The 25,295-nt window shown below is 66.4% G+C and carries 25 protein-coding genes; 13 read left to right on the plus strand and 12 right to left on the minus strand.

The window, feature by feature from the left end; translation table 11 throughout:
• The 6 genes from CVM52_RS27720 to CVM52_RS13115 form a co-directional block, all read right to left on the minus strand.
• Positions 1 to 557, minus strand: a 557-nt coding sequence (locus CVM52_RS27720) for a MerR family transcriptional regulator (protein ID WP_240620954.1), incomplete at its 3' end; no start/stop codon positions are given.
• 9 nt (positions 558 to 566) lie between these two features.
• On the minus strand, positions 567 to 869 hold the full coding sequence (ihfA, locus tag CVM52_RS13095; RefSeq protein WP_100162944.1) for an integration host factor subunit alpha: 303 nt from the start codon (positions 867 to 869) through the stop codon (positions 567 to 569).
• Positions 870 to 988: 119 nt separating this feature from the next.
• Complete coding sequence (locus CVM52_RS13100; protein ID WP_100162945.1) at positions 989 to 1,960, minus strand: beta-ketoacyl-ACP synthase III; 972 nt, start codon at positions 1,958 to 1,960, stop codon at positions 989 to 991.
• A complete protein-coding gene (gene plsX / locus CVM52_RS13105; RefSeq protein WP_100162946.1) occupies positions 1,957 to 3,075 on the minus strand; it encodes a phosphate acyltransferase PlsX in 1,119 nt (372 codons plus the stop codon). Before plsX ends, CVM52_RS13100 begins: the two co-directional genes overlap by 4 nt.
• Positions 3,076 to 3,098: 23 nt before the next feature.
• Positions 3,099 to 3,305: a 50S ribosomal protein L32 gene (rpmF, locus tag CVM52_RS13110; RefSeq protein ID WP_100162947.1), complete on the minus strand. Its 207-nt coding sequence runs from the start codon at positions 3,303 to 3,305 to the stop codon at positions 3,099 to 3,101.
• 209 nt (positions 3,306 to 3,514) lie between these two features.
• Positions 3,515 to 4,051, minus strand: coding sequence for a YceD family protein (locus tag CVM52_RS13115; RefSeq protein ID WP_100162962.1), 537 nt, complete (start codon positions 4,049 to 4,051; stop codon positions 3,515 to 3,517).
• 84 nt (positions 4,052 to 4,135) lie between these two features.
• Between CVM52_RS13115 and CVM52_RS13120 the strand changes: the two genes are divergently transcribed.
• The 3 genes from CVM52_RS13120 (at position 4,136) to CVM52_RS13130 (ending at position 7,314) form a co-directional block, all read left to right on the plus strand.
• Complete coding sequence (locus CVM52_RS13120; RefSeq protein WP_100162948.1) at positions 4,136 to 4,609, plus strand: outer membrane protein assembly factor BamE; 474 nt, start codon at positions 4,136 to 4,138, stop codon at positions 4,607 to 4,609.
• A gap of 86 nt (positions 4,610 to 4,695) precedes the next feature.
• The gene (locus CVM52_RS13125; protein WP_240620955.1) at positions 4,696 to 5,436 is read left to right on the plus strand and encodes a GNAT family N-acetyltransferase; all 741 of its coding nucleotides are present in this window, start codon (positions 4,696 to 4,698) and stop codon (positions 5,434 to 5,436) included.
• A gap of 69 nt (positions 5,437 to 5,505) precedes the next feature.
• Positions 5,506 to 7,314 (plus strand): ABC-F family ATP-binding cassette domain-containing protein, encoded by a 1,809-nt coding sequence (locus tag CVM52_RS13130; protein WP_100162949.1) that lies wholly within the window; start codon positions 5,506 to 5,508, stop codon positions 7,312 to 7,314.
• A gap of 31 nt (positions 7,315 to 7,345) precedes the next feature.
• Here CVM52_RS13130 and tyrS read toward each other — a convergent pair whose 3' ends face one another.
• On the minus strand, positions 7,346 to 8,599 hold the full coding sequence (gene tyrS / locus CVM52_RS13135; protein ID WP_100162950.1) for a tyrosine--tRNA ligase: 1,254 nt from the start codon (positions 8,597 to 8,599) through the stop codon (positions 7,346 to 7,348).
• Positions 8,600 to 8,662: 63 nt separating this feature from the next.
• On the opposite strand from tyrS, the gene CVM52_RS13140 reads away from it, so the two are divergent.
• The 6 genes from CVM52_RS13140 to folD all read left to right on the plus strand — a co-directional run bounded on the left by CVM52_RS13140 (position 8,663) and on the right by folD (position 14,447).
• Positions 8,663 to 9,772 (plus strand): anhydro-N-acetylmuramic acid kinase, encoded by a 1,110-nt coding sequence (locus CVM52_RS13140; RefSeq protein WP_100162951.1) that lies wholly within the window; start codon positions 8,663 to 8,665, stop codon positions 9,770 to 9,772.
• A 115-nt stretch (positions 9,773 to 9,887) separates the two neighbouring features.
• Entirely contained in the window at positions 9,888 to 10,661 is a 774-nt protein-coding gene (locus CVM52_RS13145; RefSeq protein ID WP_100162952.1) for a methyltransferase domain-containing protein, read from the plus strand.
• 47 nt (positions 10,662 to 10,708) lie between these two features.
• Entirely contained in the window at positions 10,709 to 11,287 is a 579-nt protein-coding gene (locus tag CVM52_RS13150; RefSeq protein ID WP_100162953.1) for an MOSC domain-containing protein, read from the plus strand.
• 153 nt (positions 11,288 to 11,440) lie between these two features.
• Entirely contained in the window at positions 11,441 to 13,117 is a 1,677-nt protein-coding gene (locus CVM52_RS13155; protein ID WP_100162954.1) for a formate--tetrahydrofolate ligase, read from the plus strand.
• Positions 13,118 to 13,236: 119 nt separating this feature from the next.
• The gene (locus CVM52_RS13160; RefSeq protein ID WP_100162955.1) at positions 13,237 to 13,548 is read left to right on the plus strand and encodes a chorismate mutase; all 312 of its coding nucleotides are present in this window, start codon (positions 13,237 to 13,239) and stop codon (positions 13,546 to 13,548) included.
• On the plus strand, positions 13,545 to 14,447 hold the full coding sequence (gene folD, locus CVM52_RS13165; protein WP_100162956.1) for a bifunctional methylenetetrahydrofolate dehydrogenase/methenyltetrahydrofolate cyclohydrolase FolD: 903 nt from the start codon (positions 13,545 to 13,547) through the stop codon (positions 14,445 to 14,447). Before CVM52_RS13160 ends, folD begins: the two co-directional genes overlap by 4 nt.
• Here folD and CVM52_RS13170 read toward each other — a convergent pair.
• The gene (locus CVM52_RS13170; RefSeq protein WP_100162957.1) at positions 14,444 to 14,866 is read right to left on the minus strand and encodes a PaaI family thioesterase; all 423 of its coding nucleotides are present in this window, start codon (positions 14,864 to 14,866) and stop codon (positions 14,444 to 14,446) included. The two genes, folD and CVM52_RS13170, sit on opposite strands and share 4 nt — an antisense overlap.
• 66 nt (positions 14,867 to 14,932) lie before the next feature.
• A complete protein-coding gene (pdeM, locus tag CVM52_RS13175) occupies positions 14,933 to 15,595 on the minus strand; it encodes a ligase-associated DNA damage response endonuclease PdeM (protein WP_100162964.1) in 663 nt (220 codons plus the stop codon).
• 195 nt (positions 15,596 to 15,790) lie between these two features.
• On the opposite strand from pdeM, the gene ptsP reads away from it, so the two are divergent.
• Positions 15,791 to 18,028 carry a phosphoenolpyruvate--protein phosphotransferase gene (gene ptsP / locus CVM52_RS13180; protein ID WP_100162958.1) on the plus strand — a complete coding sequence of 746 codons (2,238 nt, stop codon included), beginning with the start codon at positions 15,791 to 15,793 and terminating at the stop codon, positions 18,026 to 18,028.
• 60 nt (positions 18,029 to 18,088) lie between these two features.
• Here the strand turns inward: ptsP and rimO are convergent, their stop codons facing one another.
• On the minus strand, positions 18,089 to 19,477 hold the full coding sequence (gene rimO / locus CVM52_RS13185) for a 30S ribosomal protein S12 methylthiotransferase RimO (protein ID WP_100162959.1): 1,389 nt from the start codon (positions 19,475 to 19,477) through the stop codon (positions 18,089 to 18,091).
• Positions 19,478 to 19,574: 97 nt separating this feature from the next.
• Between rimO and CVM52_RS13190 the strand changes: the two genes are divergently transcribed.
• Positions 19,575 to 21,521 (plus strand): AsmA family protein, encoded by a 1,947-nt coding sequence (locus CVM52_RS13190; RefSeq protein ID WP_100162960.1) that lies wholly within the window; start codon positions 19,575 to 19,577, stop codon positions 21,519 to 21,521.
• A 784-nt stretch (positions 21,522 to 22,305) separates the two neighbouring features.
• Here CVM52_RS13190 and CVM52_RS13195 read toward each other — a convergent pair.
• On the minus strand, positions 22,306 to 22,440 hold the full coding sequence (locus tag CVM52_RS13195; RefSeq protein ID WP_100162965.1) for an entericidin A/B family lipoprotein: 135 nt from the start codon (positions 22,438 to 22,440) through the stop codon (positions 22,306 to 22,308).
• Between the two features lie 71 nt (positions 22,441 to 22,511).
• A complete protein-coding gene (purD, locus tag CVM52_RS13200; RefSeq protein ID WP_100162966.1) occupies positions 22,512 to 23,774 on the minus strand; it encodes a phosphoribosylamine--glycine ligase in 1,263 nt (420 codons plus the stop codon).
• Positions 23,775 to 23,920: 146 nt separating this feature from the next.
• Here purD and CVM52_RS13205 point away from each other — a divergent pair, with 146 nt between their 5' ends.
• Complete coding sequence (locus CVM52_RS13205) at positions 23,921 to 24,481, plus strand: type 1 glutamine amidotransferase domain-containing protein (RefSeq protein ID WP_100162961.1); 561 nt, start codon at positions 23,921 to 23,923, stop codon at positions 24,479 to 24,481.
• A 38-nt stretch (positions 24,482 to 24,519) separates the two neighbouring features.
• On the plus strand, positions 24,520 to 25,295 hold a 776-nt coding region (gene xseA, locus CVM52_RS13210; protein ID WP_240620956.1), incomplete at its 3' end, for an exodeoxyribonuclease VII large subunit.

Here is a 25,295-nt window from a genome sequence, read left to right on the forward strand (position 1 = left end):
GGGGGCTCGGGGGCGGCCGCCGGCGGCGGCTCGCGGTGCAGGAAGGCGGGCAGGCGGGGGCTGTCGGGGATGTCCTCCCGCTGGGCGGCCAGTGCCGGTTCTTCCTCAGGCGCGGGGGCGGCTGGCACCGTATCGGCAACCGCAGGCTCGGGCGCGGTCTCCGGGACGATTTCGGCGTCTTCCACCGCCTCATCCTCCGCCTCGGCGGCGTGGCTGCGGAATTCGACAACCGCGCTGTCCGGACTTGCGTCCTCCTCTGCGTCGATCAGATCCGAATCGAGCGGGCGGGAGAATGAAGAAACATGCGCAACACCCTTTTCGCGCAGCATTTTCTGGACGCCCTTGATGGTCATCCCATCTTCGTGAAGCAGTTGCTTGATGCCGCCCAGCAGCATCATGTCAGCGGGGCGGTAATAGCGCCGCCCACCTGCGCGCTTGACCGGTTTGACCTGGGTGAACTTGCTTTCCCAGAAGCGCAGGACATGGGCCTGCACCTCCAGCCAATCCGCGACCTCGCTGATCGTGCGGAAGGCGTCGGGCGATTTGCTGACAGCCAAGGGAGCGCCTTACTTTTTGTTGCCGTCGGCGACCCGGTCTTTCATCAGATGCGACGGGCGGAAAGTCAGGACACGGCGGGGTTGAATAGGAACCTCTTCCCCGGTCTTGGGGTTGCGCCCGATCCGGGCCGATTTTTCCCGCACGCTGAAAGTGCCGAAGGATGAGATCTTGACCTGCTCGCCGCGCACCAACGCGTCGGACATATGTTCGAGCATGCTTTCGACCAGCTGCGCACTTTCATTGCGCGACAGCCCGACCTCGCGAAAGACGGCTTCGCTCAGATCCATCCGTGTCAAAGTCTTTTCGCTCATCTCTCAATCCCCGCTTGGCCTGGGAAGAGAATAGGGGTTGGCGATTTTCGCTGTCAACATCCCGTGATTGCAATGACTTGGAATTACAGTTTAATGCCGGTGCCGTGCCCGGAACCAGCCTACCAGCGCAGGACGACGGCGCCCCAGGCCAGGCCACCGCCGATCGCCTCGGTGACGATCAGGTCGCCCTGCTTGATCTGGCCGCGCTGCTTGCCCACCGACAGCGCCAGCGGAATCGAGGCGGCCGAGGTGTTGCCGTGATCCTCGACGGTGACCACGACCTTGTCCATGCTCAGCCCCATTTTGCGGGCGGTGCCTTTGATGATTCGGATATTTGCCTGATGCGGCACGATCCAGTCGACCTCGTCGCTGGCGATGCCGGCTTTGGCCAGCGCCGCCTCGGCGCTGTCGGCCAGTTTCTCGACCGCGTGGCGGAACACCTGGTTGCCCTGCATCCGCAGATAGCCGGTCGACTGGGTCGAGACGCCGCCATCGACATACAGCAGGTCCTTGAACCGCCCGTCGGAATGCAGGTCGACCGAGAGGATGCCCCGGTCCGCGGAAGTGCCGTCACCGTCCCGCGCTTCCAGTACCAGCGCGCCGGCACCGTCGCCGAACAGCACGCAGGTCGACCGGTCGGTCCAGTCCATGATGCGGCTGAAGGTTTCCGCCCCGATCACCAGGATGCGCTCGGCCTGGCCCGAGACGATCATCGCATTGGCATTGGCCAGCGCATAGACAAAGCCGGCGCAGACCGCCTGCACGTCAAAGGCAAAGCCACGGGTCATGCCCAGCGCCGCCTGCACCATCGTGGCAGCCGAGGGAAAGGTGAGGTCGGCGGTCGAGGTGGCGACGATGATGGTGTCGATCTCGTCCACGGCCACGCCGGCATCTTCCAGCGCTGCGCGTGCCGCATGGCTGGCCAGGTCCGAGGTGGTTTCGCCTTCGGCGGCAAAGTGGCGCCGCTCGATGCCCGAGCGTGTCCGGATCCATTCATCCGTGGTGTCAAGCGTGGCTTCGAATTCCGAATTGGGAACGACACGCTCGGGAAGGTAGTGTCCAACCCCGGTGACAACCGATCGCCTAGTCATGCCCGTCCTTCAGTCTTCGCTTCCGGCTTTTGGGCCGGTTCTAATGCATCTTGGGTAAGGTCCGCAGCGGATGCAACCCGCGCGGCCAGTTTTTCGGCAAAGCCCGATCTCGCCAACTGGAAGGCCAGCTTGATCGCGGCCGATACGCCGGTGGCATCGGCGCTGCCATGCGATTTCACGATGGTGCCGTTCAGCCCCAGGAACACGCCGCCATTCACACGGCGCGGATCGATCCGCTTTTTAAGGCGGCGCAGCGAGGTGATCGCCAGGATCGAGGCCAGCCGAGACAGGGGCGAGAATTTGAACGCTTCGCGCAGCAGGTCGCCAATCAGATTGGCCGTGCCTTCGCCGGTCTTGATCGCCACATTGCCGGTAAAACCGTCGGTGACGATGACGTCGGCAACGTCGCCGGGCAGGTCGCTGCCTTCGACGAAGCCGACAAAGTCAAAGTTGCCGGCCTGGGCAAAGCGGGTCATCAGGCCATGAGCTTCTTTCAGTTCGGGCCGGCCCTTGTGCTCTTCGGTGCCGACATTCAGCAGGCCGATGCGGGGGCGGGCCAGGCCCATGCTGTTGCGGGTATAAGAGGCGCCCATCAGCGCAAATTGCAGCAGGTCGCGGGCATCGGCGCGCACATCGGCGCCCACGTCCAGCATCACGTTGAACCCCTGCGGATTCCGCGAGGGCCACAGGATGGCGATGGCGGGGCGGTTGACGCCGGGCAGGCGGCGCAGGCGGATCATCGACAGCGCCATCAGCGCGCCGGTGTTGCCGCAAGAGACTGCGGCCTGGGCATCGCCATTGCGCACGGAGTCGATCGCCGACCACATCGAGGTGCCGGCGCCGTGGCGCACCACGTGGCTGGGCTTGTCCTCCATGGTGACGACTTCGCGGGCATCCGCGAAGGTGACGCGCTCGGCCAATCCGCGGCGGCGGTTGACCAGCGGTTCCAGCTCGTCCCGGGGGCCATGCAGGATAAACGCGATCTCCGGATTCTTGCGCGCCGACTCGGACATGCCGGCAATCACGGCATGGGCACCCGAATCGCCGCCCATGGCGTCGACGGAGATCACGATAGGTTTGGTGTCTTTCCCGGTCGGGTCAGGCTGGGACGACATTCATTTGCCCCGCCAAGCCCCGATCACGCCGCGTCTTCGTCCAGATCGACCTCGTCGGCCTGTGCGACGATTTCCTTGTCGTCGTAATGGCCGCAGGCAGCGCACACGTGATGCGGGCGCTTCAGCTCGCCACAATTCGGGCACTCGTTGGGGTTTGCCGCCACCAGCGCGTCATGCGCGCGGCGGTTGTTGCGGCGCGATTTCGATACTTTGTTCTGTTGGACGGCCATGTCTCAACCTTTACCTGATCTAAGTCCCAGGGCCTTCCCTGCGACGTAAGTTTGCGTTTGCGTCTGCTTCCAGTACGGCGTGACGTGCGTTTAGGGCGAGGCCCCAGCATTGTCCAACCAAAAATCCGGTGAGCGCGCGAAAATACTGCGAATCCTCTTACATGCAAGCGGTTTTTCGCAGCGGCTTCAAGCGCCGGTCCAAGGCCCTGTCAGCTTTGTTTCTTAAGTGTGTCGCGCAGGCCAGACAGGCCGGCGAAGGGTTTGGCATCGTCATCGGTCATCGGCTTGGTGCCCGGTTCGGCAAACACAGACTCGCCCAGTTCCACGCCGTCCTTGCGCGGGTAGGGCGGCAGCGCCAGCGCCAGTTCCTCGGCCATCACGCTGGCCGGGTCGATGGTGGCGCCCAGCCGCTCGACCGAGTCGTCCTCGGGCATTTCCACCTCAAGCGCCTCGGGCTCGGCCAGTCCGGCGACATAGGTACGCATCACCTCGGTATCGATCCGAGTCGTCACCGGCTCCAGCGTCACCACGCAGGGCTGCACAACGGTGGCGCCCAGCTTGCCGCTCAGCACCCAGTCGCGCCGCCCCTGCGCGGCGATGGTGCCGGTGAAGGACAGCTTGCGCAGTCCCAACAGGCCAAGTTCCGCCGCCAGCGCGGTGCGGATATCCTCGCCAGGGCGCAGGTCGAACGGGGTGGGGTGGTGCGGGTCCAGGTCGGCGACCCGGAAGTTGGTGCTGTCGGTCATTTCGGCGCTTTCGTTCCTTGAACCGGTGGCGGTGAGCCGGTAATCGGGATAAAAGCCGTTCACTGCCATGGCAAGAGGGCAAGAATGCGAGTGTTTTCCTCCCGGCGCGCTAAACTGCGCCGCGCGCTGCTGGGTGGCGCCCTGGCGCTGACCTGTTCCGCCTGTGTCTCGATCTATCGCGACCACGGCTATGTGCCCAACGATGAAGACCTCGCGGCGATCCAGATCGGCGTCGATACCCGCGAATCCGTGGCCGAAACGGTGGGCATCCCCGGCGCGTCCGGGGTGCTGAACGACAGCGGTTATTACTATATCTCCACCCGGATCCGCCATTACGGCGCCACCGAGCCGAAACCGGTGGCACGCGAATTGGTGGCGATCAATTTCGATCCCGCCGGCCGGGTGCGCGGTATCGAACGCTTTGGGCTGGAAGACGGCCGGGTGATCGAGCTGCAGCGCCGCGTCACCGACAATGGCGAGGCCGACAAGACCTTCATCCGCCAGCTTCTGGGCAATCTGGGCCGGATCGGGCCGGGAACTCTGTTGAACGACCAGTAAGGCGCGGGCCGGGTCACGGCTCTGTCACATCTTGTGTGTAAGCGGGCACGAAACTACCTTCCAGGTGTCGTTCGTGGAGGCCGCCCATGCTGCGCAAGATGCCCCGCCTGAGCAAAGGGCGCTACGCCGCGCGCGTGGCGCAGACGCCGGAAGAGGTGGCCCAGGCCCAGGCTCTGCGTGGCCTGGCCTTCGCCACCGCCACACCGGATGTCGATGCTTTCGACGACATCTGCGCCCATGTCCTGGTGCATGAACAGAAATCCGGCACGCTGGTCTGCTGCTTTCGGATGCTGGTGATGGAGGGCGGCGCCGAGATCGGCCGCAGCTATTCGGCGCAGTTCTACGAACTGTCGGCGCTGCAGGACTATCAGGGCCGCATGGTCGAGATGGGCCGGTTCTGCATCCATCCCGACTGGAAGGACCCGGATATCCTGCGCGTGGCCTGGGGGGCGATGACCGCCTTTGTCGATGCCAACCAGATCGACATGCTGTTCGGCTGTTCCAGCTTTGCCGGCACCGAGACCGACCATTACCTGGACGCCTTTGCCATGCTGAAGGCGCGCCATCTGGCGCCCAAGTGCTGGCTGCCGCGGGTCAAGGCGCCCGATGTGTTCCGCTATGCCGCGCGGCTCAGGCGCAAGCCGGATGCCAGGAAGGCGATGCTGCGAATGCCGCCGCTGCTGCGCACCTATCTGATGATGGGCGGCTGGGTCAGCGACCATGCGGTGGTCGACCGGCAGATGAACACGCTGCACGTGTTCACCGGGCTGGAAATCGGGGCGATTCCCCCGGCGCGCAAACGGCTGCTGAGGGCGGTGGCCGGCTGAATTCGCGTATTTGAACAGAGAAGAAGTTGGGGCGTTGACGCGCTGCCCCGGCGGGATTAGCTGGCGGGAATGGCACGCGCTCCGCTTCTCCAGCTTTCCGGTATCTCCCTCGGTTACGGGGGCGAACCGCTGTTTTCCGATCTCAGTCTCGTGGTGCAGCCGGGCGACCGGCTGGCGCTGGTGGGGCGCAACGGTTCGGGCAAGTCGACGCTGATGAAGGTGATGGCGGGGCTGGTCGAAGCCGATTCCGGTTCGGTCATCGTGACGCCGGGCCAGTCCGTCGGCTATATGGAGCAGGACCCGGATATGTCCGGCTGTGCCACGCTGGGCGATTTCGCGGCGCAGGGGCTGGAACCGGGGGAGCTTTACAAGGTCGAGCGCGCCGGCGAAGGTCTGAAATTCGACCCCGCGCGCCCGGTGGCCACCGCCTCGGGCGGCGAACGGCGCCGCGCGGCGCTGGCAGCGCTGATGGCGCAGGAACCGGCGCTGATGCTGCTGGACGAGCCGACCAACCACCTGGATATCGAGGCGATCTCCTGGCTGGAATCCGAGCTGAAATCGACGCGAGCGGCCTTTGTGATGATCTCGCACGACCGCGCCTTTTTGCGTGAACTTTCGCGTGCAACACTCTGGATAGACAGGGGAAGTGTACGGCGACAGGAGAAGGGATTTGAACATTTCGAGGCCTGGCGCGACGCGGTCTGGGAGGAAGAGGACACCCAGCGCCACAAGTTGAACCGGCTGATCAAATCCGAAGCGCGCTGGGCCGTCGAGGGCATCAGCGCCCGGCGCAAGCGCAACCAGGGCCGGGTGCGGGCGCTGCAGGCGCTGCGCGCCGAGCGGGCGGCGCAGATCCGGCGCCAGGGCCGCGCCGATCTGGCGCTCGAGTCAGGGCCGCAATCGGGTAAGAAGGTGATCGAGGTCGAGGGGTTGTCGAAACGTTTCGGCGACACCGAAATCGTCCGCAACTTGTCACTGACGGTGCAGCGCGGCGACCGGGTGGCCCTGGTCGGGCCGAACGGCGCGGGCAAGACGACGCTGCTGAAACTGTTTCTGGGCGAAATCGCGCCGGACAGCGGGACCGTCAAACAGGGCACCAATCTTGAGGTCGCGGTGTTCGACCAGGCGCGCGCCCAGCTCGACCCCGAGATGAGCCTGTGGGAATCGCTGACCGGCGACTCGGACATGCGGGTGTCGGGCCGGGCCGATCAGGTCATGGTGCGCGGCGCGCCGCGCCACGTGGTCGGCTATCTCAAGGATTTCCTGTTCGACGAGGCCCAGGCGCGGGCGCCGGTGCGGGCGCTGTCGGGCGGCGAGAAGGCGCGGCTGCTGCTGGCCCGGCTGATGGCGCGGCAAAGCAACCTGCTGGTGCTGGACGAACCGACCAACGATCTGGATGTCGAAACCCTGGACCTGCTGCAAGAGGTGCTGGACGATTACGACGGCACCGTGCTGCTGGTCAGCCATGACCGCGATTTCCTCGACCGGGTTGCCACCGCCACGGTGGTGATGGAGGGCGAAGGCCGCGCCGTGGTCTATGCCGGCGGCTGGAGCGACATGATTGCCCAGCGGGGCGAGCGGGCGGCGGAAATCGCCGTGGACAAGCCGAAACCGGCCAAGGCGAAACCCCGGCCCGAGGCGGCGGCGGCCAAGGGCCTGTCCTTTACCGAGCGGCACCGGCTGGATGCGCTGCCGGCCGAGATCGCGCGGCTGGAGGCCGAGATCGCCAAGCTGGAACAGCTGATGTCCGACCCCGAGCTATATACCCGCGAGCCGGTGAAGTTTCAGAAGGCCACCGACGCGCTGGTCGAGCGGCAGCAGAAACTGTCCGCCGCCGAGGAGGAATGGCTGGTGCTGGAGGAAAAGGCCGAGGGCTGAACCGCCGCCGCCAGGCGCGGCGGCCTGCGGCTTATCCCGCCAGCTTCACCAGCGCGTGGCGTTTCTTGCCGGCGCTCAGCTTGACCGGCGAGGCCAGGGCGGCGGCATCCAGCATCAGGCCGGCATCGGTCAGCGGCGCGTCGTCGAGACGGGCGCCGTTCTCGGCGATCAGGCGCTTGGCCTCCTTGCCGGTCTTGGCCAGCCCCGAGCGCACGATCAGCTGCACGATCGAGATGCCGGCACCGATTTCGTCCGCCGACAGGTCGAGCGTGGGCAGGTCGTCGCCGATCCCGCCTTTCTCGAACACCTCGCGCGCGGTGGCCTCGGCCGCCGCCGCCGCCTCGGCGCCGTGGCACAGCGTGGTCACCGCATTGGCCAGGACGATCTTGGCATCGTTGATCTCGGACCCTGCCAGCGCGCCCAGGCGGTCGCATTCTGCAATCGGCATCTCGGTATAGAGCTTCAGGAACCGGCCGACATCGGCATCGGTGGTGTTGCGCCAGAACTGCCAGAACGCGTAGGGCGACAGCATATCGGCATTCAACCAGATCGCGCCGCCCTGGCTTTTGCCCATCTTGCGCCCGTCCGACGTGGCCAGCAGCGGCGAGGTCAGGCCGAAAATCTCGTGGTCCAGCACCCGCCGGGTCAGGTCGATGCCGTTGACGATATTGCCCCACTGGTCCGACCCGCCCATCTGCAGGATGCAGCCATAGCGGCGGTTCAGTTCCAGGAAGTCATAGGCCTGCAGGATCATGTAGTTGAATTCGAGGAAGGACAGCGACTGTTCGCGGTCCAGCCGGCTTTTGACCGACTCGAAGGACAACATCCGGTTGATCGAGAAATGCCGGCCGATATCGCGCAGGAAGTCGAGGTAGTTCAGCGAATCCAGCCATTCGGAGTTGTTCAGCATCAGCGCATCGCTGGGCCCGTCGCCATAGGTCAGGTATTTGGCGAAGACCTGCTTGATCTGGGCGATATTGTCATCGATCTGCTGCGGGCTGAGCAATGGCCGCTCTTCCGAGCGGAAGGACGGGTCGCCCACCTTGGTGGTGCCGCCGCCCATCAGCGTCAGAGGCTTGTGGCCGCATTTCTGGAACCAGCGCAGCATCATGATGTTCAGCAGGTGGCCCACATGCAGCGAGGCCGCCGTGGCGTCATAACCGATATAGGCCGGCTGGCCCGGCACCAGCAGCGCCTCGTCGAGGCCCTGGTAATCGGTGCAGTCGGCCAGAAAGCCGCGTTCCATCATGATCGCGATGAAATCCGATTTCGGGTGGTAGGTCATGGCTTGCCTCGGGCTGAAATTCAGGGTGACTGTATAGGCGCGGCAGGGGCAAAGGAAAAGGCCATGAAAAAGGCCATTGGGCAGAGCGGTGTGGTCACCGCATTGGGGGCGATGAGCGGCACCTCGCTGGATGGTGTCGATGCCGCGGTGCTGCGCACCGACGGGCACCGGATCGAGGGATTTGGCACCAGCGGCTATCGTGCCTATACGGCGGCGGAACGCCAGGCGCTGCGCGCGGGGCTGGGGCAATGGCAGGGCGCGGCGGTCGAGGCGGCGGCGGCGGTGGTCGATGCCGCCCATGCCGAGATTCTGGCCGGCTTCGACGGGGTCGATATCGTCGGCTTTCACGGCCAGACCCTGGCGCATGAACCGCGCGGGCGCGGCACGCTGCAGGTGGGCGATGGCGCGGCGCTGGCGCAGGCGCTGGGGCGGCCGGTGGTCTGGGATTTCCGCAGTGACGATGTGGCGATGGGCGGCGAGGGCGCGCCGCTGGCGCCGTTCTTCCATTTTGCCTGTGCCCACTGGATCGGCGCCGCGGAACCGCTGTGTTTCCTCAACCTCGGCGGGGTGGCCAACCTGACCTATGTCGACCCGGCCTTTGCCCGGCCGGAACAGCCCGGCGCGCTGCTGGCCTTCGACACCGGTCCGGCCAATGCGCCGGTGAATGACCTGTTGCAGGCGCGGCTGGGGCAGGAGATGGACGAAGGCGGTGCGCTGGCGGCGCAGGGCAAGGTCGAGGAAGGCGCGCTGGAGCTGTTCCTGGCCGAGCCGTTTTTTGCAAGAATGCCGCCCAAGTCACTGGACCGGAACGATTTCTCGGAAATGATCGGGCTGGTGTGCGAATTGTCCGATGCCGATGCGGCGGCGACGCTGACCGGGTTGTGCGCGGCCGGCGTGGTGCAGGCGATGGAGCATTGCCCGGCGCCACCCGCGCAGGTTCTGGTCACCGGCGGCGGGCGCAAGAACCCGGTGCTGATGCAGATGCTGCGCGCCGGCCTGGACTGTCCGGTGGAGCCGGTCGAGGCGGCGGGGCTGGATGGCGACATGCTGGAGGCGCAGGCCTTTGCCCATCTGGCGGTGCGGATCGCGCGCGGGCTGCCAACCTCGTGCCCCGGCACCACCGGCGTGCGCGCGGCGGTGGGGGGCGGCATCATCTCTTTGCCTGATGGCTAGGGCAGGGCGGCACTACCGGGGCCGGGGAAATTCGGTCGACGGATTTTGCCCGCTCGAACAGCATACCGTTGTATGCACTACGGGTCTGCCATAGTCTCACCGCAGGAGGCCCGGCATGACCCGATCCGAGTGGAACCCCGATGCCTATGCCCGGTTTGCCGATCTCAGGCTGCAACCGGCGCTGGATCTGCTGATGCATGTCCGGCCGCTCCCTGCGGGCGATATCGTCGACCTGGGCTGCGGCAATGGCGCGGTGGGGCCGGTTCTGCGCACGCGCTTTGCCGAGCGGACGCTGATCGGCATCGACACATCCGCCGCGATGCTGGCCAAGGCGCGCGACAGCGGCGCCTATGACCGGCTGGAGCCGCGGGACATGGCGGAGTGGGCGCCGGACACACCGCCGGCGCTGATCTTTTCCAATGCCGCTCTGCACTGGTTGGGCGATCACCACCGGCTGCTGCCGCGCCTTGCCGGTCTGCTCGCCCCCGGCGGCACCTTGGCGGTGCAGATGCCGCATCAGAACCGGGCGCCGTCGCATCGGCTGTGGATTGACCTGGTCCAGCAGCATTTCCCGAACCGGCATGATCCGGACAACAGCCCCGGCATCCTGTCCGCGCCCGACTATTACCACCTGCTGTCGCCGTTGGGGCAGCTGTCGCTATGGGAAACCGAATATTACCAGACCCTGCCTCCGGCGCCGGACATGCACCCGGTGCGCGCCTTTACCTCGGCCACCTTCGCACGGCCGGTGCTCGACGCGCTGAACGCATCAGAGCGGGCAGAGCTTTGCGCGCTTTACGATGCGGCGATGGACAGTGCCTATCCGCGCGCTTCGGACGGATCGGTCCTGTTCCCGTTCCGGCGGCTGTTTTTCACGCTGGACATCTGAGTCCGGCTGAGGCTGACTGTCGCCGCCCGCGAGCGAGGAACAAGCCGATGCCGACGACGATCGAAACCGAATATTCTGGCGAGGTCACCTGGCTGGGCCATGTTCCCGCGGCGCGCGACAGCCTGCGCGCCGAAGCGGTCACGCAGCTGGAGCTTGGCTTTGCCGGCGATGCCGGTGCGCGGCACGAAGGGGTCACGCGGGCCTCCTGTTCGCGGGTGGCGCATCTGTATCCCAAGGGCACCGAAATCCGCAACGTGCGGCAGCTGACGGTGCTGGCGGCCGAAGACATTGCCGGGATCGCCGAAACCATCGGGCTGGATGAACTCGACCCCGGATTGCTGGGCGCCTCGATTGTCCTCAGCGGCATCCCGGATCTCAGCCATGTGCCGCCATCCTCGCGGCTGCAGGCGCCGTCGGGCCTGACCATCACCGTGGATCTGGAGAACCGGCCCTGCGTGTTGCCGGGGCGCGAAATCGAAGCCGCAGCGCCGGGCCATGGCGCCGCCTTCAAGGCGGCAGCGCAGGATCGCCGCGGTGTCACCGCCTGGGTCGAACGCCCCGGCGTGCTGGCGCTGGGCGATCGGCTGAAGCTGTTCATCCCCGATCAGCGCGCCTGGGCGCCCTAGCGCCACCAAGGGCACCGGTCCATCCACGGGCGATCCGACAGCGCCGTGTCGCGCCGGAAAAACGTCGGAATCCGCGCCGTTCGGGGAATGCCGGGAGGATAAGACAGAGACAGGGGGCGCAAACCGCCGCCGCAATCGGAGAGAGCCAACAGGATGAGTCTTAAAACCGATATCGAGATTGCCCGCGAGGCGACCAAGAAACCGATCCAGGAGATCGGCGCCAAGCTGGGCATTCCCGCGGCCGAGCTGCTGCCCTATGGCCATGACAAGGCCAAGGTCAGCCAGTCTTTCATCGACTCGGTGCAGGACCGCAAAAACGGCAAGCTGATCCTGGTGACCGCGATCAACCCGACGCCGGCGGGCGAGGGCAAGACGACAACAACGGTGGGCCTGGGCGACGGGCTGACCCGGATCGGCCAGAAGGCCTGTATCTGCATCCGCGAAGCCTCGCTGGGGCCCAATTTCGGGATGAAGGGCGGCGCGGCCGGCGGTGGATATGCCCAGATCGTGCCGATGGAGGATATGAACCTTCACTTCACCGGCGATTTCCACGCGATCACCAGCGCCCACAGCCTGCTGGCGGCGATGATCGACAATCATATCTACTGGGGCAACGAGCTGGAGATCGACACCCGTCGGGTTGTCTGGCGCCGGGTGGTCGACATGAACGACCGCGCGTTGCGGCAGATCACCTGTTCGCTGGGCGGGGTGAGCAACGGCTTTCCGCGCGAGGGCGGCTTTGACATCACCGTCGCCTCCGAGGTGATGGCGATCCTCTGCCTGGCCACCGATCTGGCCGATCTACAGCGGCGGCTGGGGGACATGATCGTTGCCTATCGGCGCGACCGCACCCCGGTGTATTGCCGCGACATCAAGGCCGATGGCGCGATGACCGTGCTGCTGAAGGATGCGATGCAGCCCAACCTGGTGCAGACGCTGGAAAATACGCCTGCCTTCGTGCATGGCGGCCCGTTTGCCAATATCGCCCATGGCTGCAACTCGGTGATCGCCACTTCCACGGCGCTGAAGCTGGCCGACTACGTCGTGACCGAGGCCGGGTTCGGTGCCGATCTGGGCGCCGAGAAATTCATGAACATCAAGTGCCGCAAGGCCGGCCTGGCCCCGGATGCGGTGGTGCTGGTGGCGACGGTGCGGGCGGTCAAGATGAATGGCGGCGTCGCCAAGGACGCGCTGGGCACCGAGAACGTCGCCGCGGTTCAGAAGGGCTGCGCCAATCTGGGCCGCCATATCGCCAACTTGAAACAGTTCGGCGTGCCGGTGGTGGTGGCGATCAACCATTTCGTCAGCGATACCGAGGCCGAGATTGCGGCAGTGAAGAGTTTCGTCAAAGGCGAGGGGGCCGATGCGGTCTTGTGCGAGCACTGGGCCAAAGGCGGCGCCGGCACCGAGGATCTGGCCCGCAAGGTGGTCGAGATCGCCGAAAGCGGCATGGCGCAATTCGCCCCGCTGTACCGGGACGACATGCCGCTGTTCGACAAGATCGAACGCATCGCCAAACGCATCTATCGCGCTGACGAGGTGCTGGCCAACAAGTCGATCCGCGACCAGTTGCACCAGTGGGAACAGCAGGGCTATGGCAATCTGCCGGTCTGCATGGCCAAGACGCAATATTCCTTCTCGACCGATCCGAACCTGCGCGGCGCCCCCACCGGCCATTCGGTGCCGGTGCGCGAAGTGCGGCTGTCGGCGGGCGCGGGCTTTGTCGTGGTGATCTGCGGCGAGATCATGACCATGCCGGGCCTGCCGCGCGTGCCCTCGGCCGAGTCGATCCGGCTGAATGCCGAAGGCCAGATCGAAGGGCTGTTCTGATCCACCACAGCGCCGCCGGCGGGACATTTTGACCCCCCGTTCGGGATTTTTCCGCCCGCGACATTGAACATCCGGCGGGTCGCGGGCAAGAGACCGGCAAAACGCAACTGGAGGATCCGATGCGCGACCCTGCCACTTTGGATGACATGACCGCGCTGCGCGGCGAAATCGACGCAACCGACCGGGACCTGGTGACGCTGCTGGCGCATCGCGCCCGGCTGATCGACCGCGCCGTCCAGCTGAAGACCGCGGCGGGGCTGCCGGCGCGCATCACCGCACGGGTCGAGGAGGTGGTCGCCAATGCCCGGCGCAATGCCGAGGCGGCGGGGCTGGATCCGGAATTGAGCGCGGCGCTGTGGCGCGATCTGGTGGAATGGTCGATCCATCGCGAAGAGGCGGTGCTGGGCCGTGAACAGGAGGCCAGTGCGTGATGACAAAGCTGATCGACGGCAAGGCCTTCGCCGCCAAGGTTCGCGGCCAGGTGGGCGAACAGGTCGCCCGGCTGCAGGCGGATCACGGCATCACCCCGGGCCTGGCGGTGGTGCTGGTGGGCGAGGATCCGGCCAGCCAGGTCTATGTCCGCAACAAGGGCAAGCAGACTGTCGAAGCGGGAATGAAATCGGTCGAACACAAGCTGGATGCCGACACCTCCCAGGCCGATCTGTTGGCGCTGGTGGCCACGCTGAACGCCGATCCCAGCATCCATGGCATCCTGGTGCAGCTGCCGCTGCCCGATCACATGGACGAGGCGGCGGTGATCAATGCCATCGACCCGGCCAAGGATGTGGACGGGTTCCATATCTCCAATGTCGGGCTGCTGGGGACCGGGCAGAAAAGTATGGTGCCCTGCACGCCGCTGGGCTGTCTGATGATGCTGCGCGATCACCATGGGTCGCTCAGCGGGCTGGAGGCGGTGGTGATCGGCCGCTCGAACATCGTCGGCAAGCCGATGGCGCAGCTGCTGCTGGGCGACAGCTGCACCGTGACCGTGGCGCATTCGCGCACCCGCGACCTGCCTGATGTGGTGCGCCGCGCCGATATCGTGGTGGCGGCGGTGGGCCGTGCGCAGATGGTGCCGGGCGACTGGATCAAACCCGGCGCGACGGTGATCGACGTCGGCATCAACCGGATCCCGGCGCCGGAAAAGGGCGAGGGCAAGACCCGGCTGGTGGGCGATGTCGATTTCGCCAGCGCTGCCGAGGTCGCCGGGGCAATCACCCCGGTGCCGGGCGGGGTCGGGCCGATGACCATCGCCTGCCTGTTGGCCAACACGCTGACCGCCTGCTGCCGGGCCAATAACCTGCCCGAGCCCGAGGGGCTGACCGCCTAGGTCGTCGGCACCGGTACCATGGTGCCCTGCAAGAGGGCGATCAGGATGGACTCCGCGCCGGTTTCAGCATGGACCTCTGCCGTGACCACGCAGAGCCGTCGGCCGGATTTGACCACCCGGCCGGTTGCGACCAGCCGGTCGCCCCGCGCCGGGGCCAGCAGATTGACCTTGATCACCGAGGTCAGCACCTCGTTCTCCGGCGGCAGCGTCGACAGCGCGGCATAGCCTGCGGCGCTGTCGCCGATGGTGATGGTAAGCCCGGCATGGCCATAGCCGTGCTGCTGGCGCGAGCCGGGCAGGATCGGCGCGGCGATGCGCACCAGCCCGGATTCGATCCCGATCAGCGTGGCGCCCAGCGTCTTCATCATGCTCTGCGCGTCGAAACTGGCCTGAATCCGTCTGCGCGCGGCTTCGTCCATGCCGTTTGGTCCTCCCCGGTGACACCGCGGCGATGTTGCGCCGATCGCCGGGACCGGCACAAGGGCCTATCGCGGCATCGGCACCGCCTGCGGCGTCGGGCCGGTCAGCACCGCGACCGCCTCGGGCCGCATCAGCTCGGCCAGCACCGAGTCGCGGCTGCGCAGCCCGCCGGTATAGGTGCCATAGGCCGGCAGAATGATGCGGCAGCGATCGGCCAGGAAGGCGGGGCGCGAGATGGTGCGCGCCCGCGTGCGCACCTGCGCTTTGGGGTGGTAGTGGCCCGAGATTTCGCCGCTGGCGCCGGGGCGGGCGATATGGCGGAAGGTCAGCGGCGGCAGCGACAGCTCGGCCAGATGCGTGCCGCCCATATCCATCGGCCCGGGATCGTGGTTGCCTTCGACCCAGATCCAGCGCCGCCCGGCCTGCAGCCGGGCGATCCACAGCCGGTCTTCCTCGGCCAGGGCCAGCGCGGCGCCGGCATCGTCGAAACTGTCGCCCAGGCAGATGACCACGCGCGCATCGGTGCGGTCGAGATCGGCGGCAAGCCGGGTCAGCGTGTCGCGCGTCTCGTAGGGTGGCAGGATGCTGCCGCCGCGCCGGGCCAAACGCTCGGATTTGCCCAGATGCAGATCGGAGACACAGAGCAATGCCTGATCCGGCCACCACAGCGCGCCCGATCCCAGCGCCTGCAGCGCGGTCCCGGCGAAATTGAGCGGATAGGTGTTCATGATGTGTTCCATCGCGCAGCTGTTTGCCATTTGCAAGCCCATTCACCCCAATGAGGCCGGGTGCGGCATCGGCGGGGGCCGCCCGTTTCCTGCGGCGATGCAGCGAGGAATCTCGTTTGTCTTCTCCTTAGGTTATGTTCTATAGGCAAGGGCCGGGAACACACCCGGAGGTTGCGGGGAGCATCCAGGCACCGAATGTCCGAGGCGACGGAAACCGAAAGCCGCAAACTGCTGGGGCGGCTGCGCGACACGATGGCCAGCGACGTCGCCGGCCAGGCGCGGCTGGACAAGATTACCCATCTGATCGCCGACAGCATGGGCACCGAGGTCTGTTCGATCTACCTTTTCCGCGACGAGGAAACGCTGGAGCTGTGCGCGACCGAGGGGCTCAAACCCGAATCCGTGCACCAGACCCGGATGCGCCTGGGCGAAGGGCTGGTCGGCCGCGTCGCCCGGTCGGGCGAGGTGGTGAACACCCCCGACGCCCCGTCCGAAAAGGGGTTCCGCTATATGCCGGAAACCGGCGAAGAACGGTTTTCGTCCTTCATGGGGGTGCCGATCCAGCGATTGGGCGAGTCACTGGGCGTGCTGGTGGTGCAGTCGCGCGACGCCCGCCAGTTTTCCGCTGACGAGGTCTATGCGCTGGAAGTGGTGGCGATGGTGCTGGCCGAAATGACCGAGCTGGGCGCCTTTGTCGGCGAGGGCGCGGCGCTGAAGGCGCGCCACAAGCAGCCGGTATTGATGCGCGGCACCACCGCGCAGGAAGGCGCCGCCGAGGGCCAGGTCTGGCTGCACGAGCCGCGGGTGGTGGTGGCCAACCCGGTGGCCGACGATCCGCAGCGCGAATCGCAGCGCCTGAGCGAGGCGGTCGAACAGCTGCGGGTCAGCGTCGACCGGCTGCTGGAAGGTTCGACCGACAAGGACGAGCGCCAGGTGCTGGAAGCCTATCGGATGTTCGCCAATTCGCGCAGCTGGATGCGCCGGATGGAAGAGGACATTTCCCGCGGCCTGTCGGCCGAGGCGGCGGTGGAAAAGGAACAGAGCCAGGCGCGCTCGCGCATGATGCAGTCGCAGGATGCCTATCTGCGCGAACGGCTGGCCGATCTTGACGACCTGTCGAACCGGCTGCTGCGCATCCTGACCGGCCAGGGCAATGACACCGGCGCCGAGATGCCGCCGAACCCGATCCTGGTGGCCCGCAATATCGGGCCCGGCGACCTGCTGGAATATGGCCGGTCGCTGAAGGGCATCGTGCTGGAGGAAGGCTCGGTCGGCAGCCATGCCGCGGTGGTTGCCCGCGCCCTGGCGATTCCGCTGGTGGTACATGCCGAACGGATCACCACCGAGGCGCTGAACGGCGACCATATCATGGTCGACGGTGACCAGGGGCTGGTGCATCTGCGCCCGGATGACACCGTGGTGTCGGCCTTCCGCGACAAGATCGCGATGATGGCGCAGGCGCAGGAACAATTCGTGTCGATCCGCGACAAGCCGGCCACCACGCTGGACGGCACCACCGTCGCCCTGCACATGAATGCCGGGCTGATGGCCGATCTGCCCTCGCTGGAAGGGTCGGGCGCCGAGGGGGTGGGGCTGTTCCGGACCGAGCTGCAATTCCTGATCCGCAACCAGATGCCGAAGCGCTCCGAACTCAGCGCGCTGTATTCGCACGTGCTGGATTCGGCCAAGGGCAAGCGCGTGGTGTTCCGCACCCTGGATATCGGTTCGGACAAGGTGCTGCCCTATATGAAGCCCAATGACGAGCCCAACCCGGCGCTGGGCTGGCGGGCGATCCGGGTGGGCCTGGACAAGCCCGGCGTAATGCGGATGCAGCTGCAGGCGCTGATCCGGGCCGCCGCCGGCCGGCCGCTGACGGTGATGTTCCCCTTCGTGGCGCAGTTCGAGGAATACCGCGCCGCCCGCGCCGAGCTGGACAAGACGCTGGAACGGGAAACCCGGCTGGGCCATGTGCTGCCCGAAACGCTGGAAGTCGGCGCGATGCTGGAGACGCCGTCGCTGGCCTTTGCGCCGCAGAAATTCTTCGACGAGGTCGGCTTTCTGTCGATCGGTGGCAACGATCTCAAGCAGTTCTTCTTTGCCGCCGACCGCGAAAACGAACGGGTGCGCCGGCGCTATGACACGCTGAATGTCAGCTTTCTCAGCCTGATCGAGCGGATCGTCGAACGCTGCGCGGAATCGAACACCGAATTGTCCTTCTGCGGCGAGGATGCCGGCCGCCCGATCGAGGCGCTGTGTTTTGCCGCCATCGGCATCCGTTGCCTGTCGATGCGCCCGGCCTCGATTGGCCCGGTGAAAAGCCTGCTGCGCCGGGTCGACCTGACCGAATTGCGCAGCATCATTCACGATGCCCGCGACCGTGGCGAACAATCGGTGCGCCCGGCGGTCAGCGAATGGTTGCGCTCGCGCGCGTAGGAGCGGGTTTTCCCCCATCCTGGCAAACGGGGGGCAGGGCCGGCGGCGGTGAATCCCGGCCTAGGTGATCCGCCCCCACAAATCGTATTCCCCGGCCTCGTCCACCTCGACCGTCAGCAGATCGCCGGGTTTCAGGGCTTCGAATCCTTCGTCGATGTACAGGTTGCCGTCGATTTCGGGCGCGTCGGCCCAGGTGCGGCAGGTGGCGGCCTCGTCATCGACCTCGTCAACGATGACCTGCAGGCGGCGGCCCACCTTGGCCGCCAGCCGGGCCTCGGAAATCGCCTGGGCGGTTGCCATGAACCGTTCCCAGCGGTCCTGCTTGACCTCTTCGGGGACATGATCGGGTAGGGCGTTCGAGCGGGCGCCGGCGACGTTTTCGTATTTGAAACAGCCCACCCGGTCCAGCTGCGCCTCTTGCAGCCAGTCCAGCAGGGTCTGGAACTCGGCCTCGGTCTCGCCCGGATAGCCGACGATGAAGGTCGACCGCAGGGTGATCTCGGGGCAGACCGCGCGCCAGGCGGCGATTTCATCCAGCGTTTTCGAACCGGCAGCGGGGCGGGCCATGCGTTTCAGCACATCGGGATGGGCGTGCTGGAACGGAATGTCGAGATAGGGCAGCAGCCCGTTCTCCGGATCGGCCATCAGCGGGATCAGGTCGCGCACATGCGGATAGGGATAGACGTAATGCAGCCGCACCCAGGCGCCCAGGCGGCCCAGCTCGCGTGAGAGATCGAGGATATGACTGCGCAGCTCGGTGTTTTTCCACAGGTTCACGTCATACTTGCGGTCCAACCCGTAAGCGCTTGTATCCTGTGAAATCACCAGCAGTTCGCGGACCCCGCTATCCACAAGTTTTTCCGCCTCGCGCAGCACCGCGTGGCCGGGGCGCGATACCAGCCGCCCGCGCATGTCGGGGATGATGCAGAAGCGGCACTTGTGATTGCAGCCCTCGGAAATCTTCAAATAGCTGTAATGGCGCGGGGTCAGCCGCACGCCCGAGGCCGGCAACAGGTCGACAAACGGGTCGGGGTCGGGGGGCACGGCGCCATGCACCGCATCGAGCACCTGTTCGTACTGATGCGGCCCGGTTACCGCCAGCACCTTGGGATGGGCGCCGGTGATATAGTCGGGCTCGGCCCCCAGGCAGCCGGTGACAATCACCTTGCCGTTTTCCGCCAGCGCCTCGCCGATCGCTTCCAGGCTTTCCGCCTTGGCCGAGTCGAGGAAACCGCAGGTGTTGACGATCACCGCACCGGCGCCGGCATAATCGGGCGAGATGCCATAGCCCTCGGCGCGCAGCCGGGTGAGGATGCGTTCGCTGTCCACCAGGGCCTTGGGACAGCCCAGGGACACCATGCCGATTGTCGGCTGGCCGGGGCGGGCGGGGTCTGAGAGGCGGGCGCGGGGGGCGAGGTCCGGCCGCAGGTCGGGCGGGTTGGTGCTCATGACCGCCCCTATAGGGCCGGGCGCGCGCTTGTGCAAAGGCTTTGCGAAGGCGCGGTGGCAGGTTAAGGAGGGGTGGGTCGGCGGGCGGAGCAGGACCATGCAATGGGTCTTCAGACTGGGAGGCGCCTTGGTTGTGGCGCTGGCGCTGCTGGCGGCGGGCCTGTTCCTGCTGCCGCAGGACCGCATTGCCCGGATCGCCGCCGAGCAGATTCGCAGCCAGACCGGCCGCGCGGTGGATTTTGGCGGCGAGGTGCGGCTTAGCTTCTGGCCGGTTCTGGGCATCGAGACCGGGCCGGTGACGCTGTCCAATGCCGACTGGGCCGACGCCGGGCCGATGCTGACCGCAGAACACCTGGCCGTCGGCGTCTCGGCGGCGGCGCTGCTGCGCGGCGATATCCGGATCACCCGGGTGGTGGCGGAGCAGCCGGTGCTGCAGCTGGAGCGCGCCGCGGATGGCCGGGTGAACTGGGAATTCACCTCGGCCGAACCCGGTGCGGCAGGCGCAGCAGAGGCCGCGCCCGATGCCGACTCGCGCCAGGTCACTCTGGAACGGCTGCGGCTGCAGGATGCGCGGCTGATCTACCGGCAGGCCGGGGCGGCGCCGGTCACGCTGGAGCAGATCGACCTGATGCTGGACTGGCCCGAGCCGAACGGAATCGCCGATATCCGCCTGTCGCTGGCCCCCGCCGGCGAACGGATCGGCATTGCCGCGCAAGTGGCCGATTTCGCCGCTTTCCTGGATGGCGGGGCGGTCCCGGTGACCGCCGATATCATCGCGCCGGGCGGATCGGTGGAATTCATCGGCCGCGCCGGCATCGGCGCCAGCGTCAGCGGCCGGTTGAACCTCAGGGCGAGTGACAGCGCGCAGATGCTGGCGGCCGTCGGGCTGGGGCCGGTGCAGTTGCCGCAAGGCGCCGGCCGGGCGGCCGAGATCAAGGCGGACCTGACCTATGCGCCCGAAGGACAGCTGGCGCTGCGCAACCTCGACATGGCGCTGGACGAGAACCGCCTGGCGGGGGCGGTCGATATGGACCTGGCGGGTAAACCGCGCGTGACCGCGCAGCTGGCGGGCGGGGTGCTGGATTTCAGCGCGGCAGCCACGGATGAAACCGGGCGGCCCTCCGCCGCAGCCGCTGACGCGCCCGAGGGCTGGTCGACCGCGCCGATCGATGCCAGCGCGTTGGGACTGATCGACGCCGCCATCAGTCTGACCGCCGACAGCCTCCGCACCCCGCTGGCCGAACTGGGCAAGTCGCATCTGGCACTTACGGTCGACCAGTCGCGCGCGGTGCTGCAACTGGTGCGGGTTGAAGGGTTCGGCGGCGTGCTGACCGGCGACGTGGTGGCCAACAACCGCAGCGGCCTGTCGGTGGGCGGGCGGCTGCTGGCCGAGGGAATCGAGGCATCGCGGGCGCTGGGCGCGCTGGCGGGATATGATCGCCTGTCGGGCCGAACCACCGCGCAGGTCGAATTTCTGGGCAGCGGCGCCAGCCAGGCGGCGATCATGCAATCCTTGTCGGGGCATGGATCGCTGGCCATCGAACGCGGGGTGATCTCGGGCCTCGACCTCGATGATCTGATGTCCACCGGCACCGGCAGTGGCGGCACCACCGTTTTTGACAGCCTGTCCGCCAGCTTCACCATCCAGTCTGGCACCCTGCGGAATGATGACCTTGCGATGACCCTGCCGAACTACCGCGCCGATGGCACCGGGCGCATCGGCCTGGGGGCACGCGACATCGACTATACCCTTACCCCCGTCGCGCTGCGCGCGCGCGGCGGTGCCGGGCTGGCGATTCCGATCCGCATCACCGGACCCTGGGCCAATCCGCGCCTCCGCCCCGATCTTGACGCGGCGCTGGACGCGGCGGCGGGGGTGGACCGCGACGGGCTGAAGCAGCAGGCGAAAGAGGCGTTGCGGCAGAAACTCTCGGACCAGCTGAACCTGGCACCGGACGATCCCCGCGACCCCGAAGAGGTGCTGAAGGACAAGCTGGAAGACGAGGCCAAGAAGGGTCTGCTGAAGCTGCTGGGGCGGGATTGATCGTAGATTTGCACGGCGACGGGCCGGTCTGTTCCGAGCTCCCTGCGCGGGTCGGAGCGGGGGCGAAGCGTGGATCGGGCCGATGTTATGCTAAGCCCTGCCAAAGGCTGCGAAATTCCCACCTGCCCACAGATTTTTCCTAAACATAACAACAATTTACTCCACAGGATTTTGAGCGTTTCCCCGGATTTTTCTTGCGCGACTCAGCATGCTTTGTAACAGTTTTCTTACCGCACCGGTTCACCCGAGCCGGAGCGGACGCAAAGGTAACGAGCCGCAGTGGACGGGTGGATCCTCGGGTCCGTACAGGTCGCGGCGGATTGGGACAGATGGGCCACGTGGACGCTCGAGGAGCTTGTGGCCAATGTCCCTGACGGGCCGGAGCGGGCGGCAGGTTGCAAAACCGGCCGTTATGAGCGGATGCGCTATTGTGCGCATCGGTTCAGGAGGGCGTCAGGATGTGTCGAGAGACATGCTGCGAAGACCGCGTCTGAGCACCTGCCGCCCTTTCCTGATTCCAGCCTTAATATTTTACCGGAAAGTCAGTTGGGCCTTGGCCTGGTGCGCCGGGGCATCTCTTCACAAACGCAAAGCGGGACCCGCCTGCTTTCTGCTAGGCGAGTCCCGCCATGTGCGTCAGCTGATGCAAATCCGCGTCTGTGCACCTGTACCCTAACCCTAGCGCAGATTCGGCAAATTTTCAACTATATGTTGGTTTGCCTGCGGTTTGATCCGCGAAATCTGCTGTACTCTTCAACAAATTGGTGCCCAGGTAGCGAAGTTGTCAATCCGCTTGTTCCGCTTCATCCTCGATGTTCTGACCCAGGGTCTGGACGTCGCGGCCCAGGCCTTCGGTGGCTTCACAGGCGGCCAGACCGCCCAGAAGGGCAAACAGCAGTGCAATACGGCTCAGTGTCATGATCACGGTCCTCTCATAAATGCGTGTCTGCCGCATAACGCCCTGAATGCGCTGAGAGTTCCCGGTGAATTTTACAGCGCGCGCCAGCCGATATCGCGGCGGAACACACCGCCGGGCCAATCGATGGCATCGGCCATGGCATAGGCCCGGTCGCGCGCTTCGGCCAATGTGGTGCCCCGTGCGGTGAGGTTCAGAACACGGCCGCCCGCCGACAGAAACTTGCCCTCGGCGCGGCTGGTGCCGGCGTGAAAGCACATTTCGTGGCTGGTTTCGGGCAGGCCATCCAGCCCGCCGATCGCTTCGCCCTTGGCATAGCTGCCGGGATAGCCCTTGGCCGCCATCACCACGGTCATCGCGTGGTCGTCGGCCCACTGCACCTGCGCATCGGCCAGGCGGCCATCGGCGGCGGCCTGCATCAGGTCCATCGCCTGCGCGCCCAGGCGCATCATCAGCACCTGGCATTCCGGATCGCCGAAGCGGACGTTGTATTCCACCAGCCGCGGCGCACCGTCCTTGATCATCAACCCGACATACAGCACGCCCTGATACGGCGTGCCGCGACGCGCCATCTCGGCCATGGTCGGCTTGACGATCTGGTCCAGCGCCATCTGCGCCACCGCGTCGGTCAGCACCGGGGCGGGGGAATAGGCGCCCATGCCACCGGTATTGGGGCCGGTATCGCCCTCGCCGATGCGCTTGTGGTCCTGCGCGGTGCCGATGGGCAACACGTTCTCGCCGTCGCACAGCACGAAGAACGAGGCTTCCTCGCCCTCCATGAATTCCTCGATCACCACCTCGGCGCCGGCGCTGCCGAATTCGCCGCCGAACATGTCGTCGATCGCCGCCAGCGCCTCGGCCTCGGTCATCGCGACGATCACGCCTTTGCCGGCGGCCAGCCCGTCGGCCTTGACCACGATGGGCGCGCCCTGCGCCCGCACATGGGCCTTGGCGGCCGCGGCGTCGGTGAAATGGCCATAGGCCGCGGTCGGGGCGCCGGCGGCATCGCAGATTTCCTTGGTAAAGCTTTTCGAGGCTTCCAGCCGCGCCGCCGCCGCCGAGGGCCCGAACACCCGGAAGCCGGCCGCGCGCAGGTCATCGGCGACCCCGGCGGCCAACGGTGCCTCGGGGCCGACAATCACGAAATCGATGGAATTGTCCTCGGCAAAGCCGACCACCGCAGCGCCGTCCAGGATGTCCAGGCTGGCGCATTCGGCGATCCGGGCGATGCCGGCATTGCCCGGCGCCACGATCAGCTTGTCGCATTTCGGGTTCTGCATCACCGCCCAGGCCAGCGCATGTTCACGCCCGCCGCTGCCCAGAATGAGAATGTTCATCGCCGATCCCTTGCCGAAAACCGCCGCCTCAATAGGGTGCATCCGCCGTCGAGGCAAGGCGCAGGCCCGCAGGTGGAACTTTGCGGCGCCGCGCCGGTTGGTTCGGCGCAGACACGTTCCATGTTTCAAGTGAAAGGAGACCCGCCATGTCCCGTCTGAACGGACGCAAAATTGCCATTCTCGCCACCCACGGATTCGAACAGTCCGAACTGGAGCAGCCGCTGAAGGCGCTCCGCGAAGCCGGAGCCGAGGTGGAGGTGATCGCCCCCGAGGCGGGCGAGATCAAGGGCTGGGACAAGGATGACTGGGGCCGCGCAGTGCCGGTCGACCGGGTGCTTTCCGATGCTGCGCCCGAGGCGTATGACGCACTGGTCCTGCCTGGCGGCCAGATCAACCCCGACCTGTTGCGGGTGAACCGCGACGCCGTGAACTTCATCCACTCCATCTGGGAAGCCGGCAAGCCGCTTGGCGCGATCTGCCACGCGCCGTGGCTGCTGGTGGAGGCCGGCGTTGCGAAAGGCCGGCGGATGACCTCGTACAAGTCGATTCGCACCGATGTGGAAAATGCCGGCGGCCAATGGGAGGACAGCGAAGTTGTGACCGACCAGGGCCTGGTGACCAGCCGCGATCCCGGCGATCTGCCGGCCTTCTGCGACAAGCTGATCGAAGAAATCGATGAAGGCCGGCACCACAAACGCGCCGCCTGATCTTTTCCTCCCGGCGCGGATCGGGCAATGATGCGGCCATGTCCGACCTTATCGACGATCCCGCGCCGGGACAGAACACGCCCGAATATACCGTGTCCGAGATTTCCGGCGCGGTGAAACGCGCCCTTGAGGACGAATTCGGCCGTATCCGCGTGCGCGGCGAGGTCGGCCGCGTCTTCAAGGCGCGGTCGGGCCATCTCTATTACGACGTCAAGGATGACCGCAACGTTCTGGCCTGCACCACCTGGAAGGGCCAGGTCTCTGGCCTGTCGGTGGTGCCCGAAGAGGGGCTGGAGGTGGTGGTCACCGGCCGGCTGACCGCCTTCGGGGCGCAGTCGAAATACAACCTCAATGTCGACGAGGTGCAGGTTGCCGGTCAGGGCGCGCTGATGGCGCTGCTGGAAAAGCGCAAGAAGCAGCTGGCCGCCGAAGGGCTGTTCGATGCGGCGCGCAAGCGGCCGCTGCCATACCTGCCGGGGATCATCGGCGTTGTCACCTCGCCCTCCGGGGCGGTGATCCGCGACATCCTGCACCGGCTGCGCGAACGGTTCCCGCGCAAGGTGCTGATCTGGCCGGTGGCGGTGCAGGGCGCCGCCTGCGCCCCCGAGGTCGCCCGCGCCATCGAAGGGTTCAACCGTCTGACGCCCGGCGGTGCGCTGCCGCGTCCCGACCTTCTGATCGTCGCGCGCGGTGGCGGCTCGGTCGAGGATTTGTGGGGCTTCAACGAAGAGATCGTGGCCCGGCTGGCCCAGCGTCTGGACGAGGTGCTGCCCTGCTTCACGCTGGGCGAGGCCTCGCGTTTCGACCCGGACTG

Source organism: Pseudooceanicola lipolyticus, from assembly GCF_002786325.1.
GTDB classification, from domain to species: Bacteria; Pseudomonadota; Alphaproteobacteria; order Rhodobacterales; family Rhodobacteraceae; genus Pseudooceanicola_C; species Pseudooceanicola_C lipolyticus.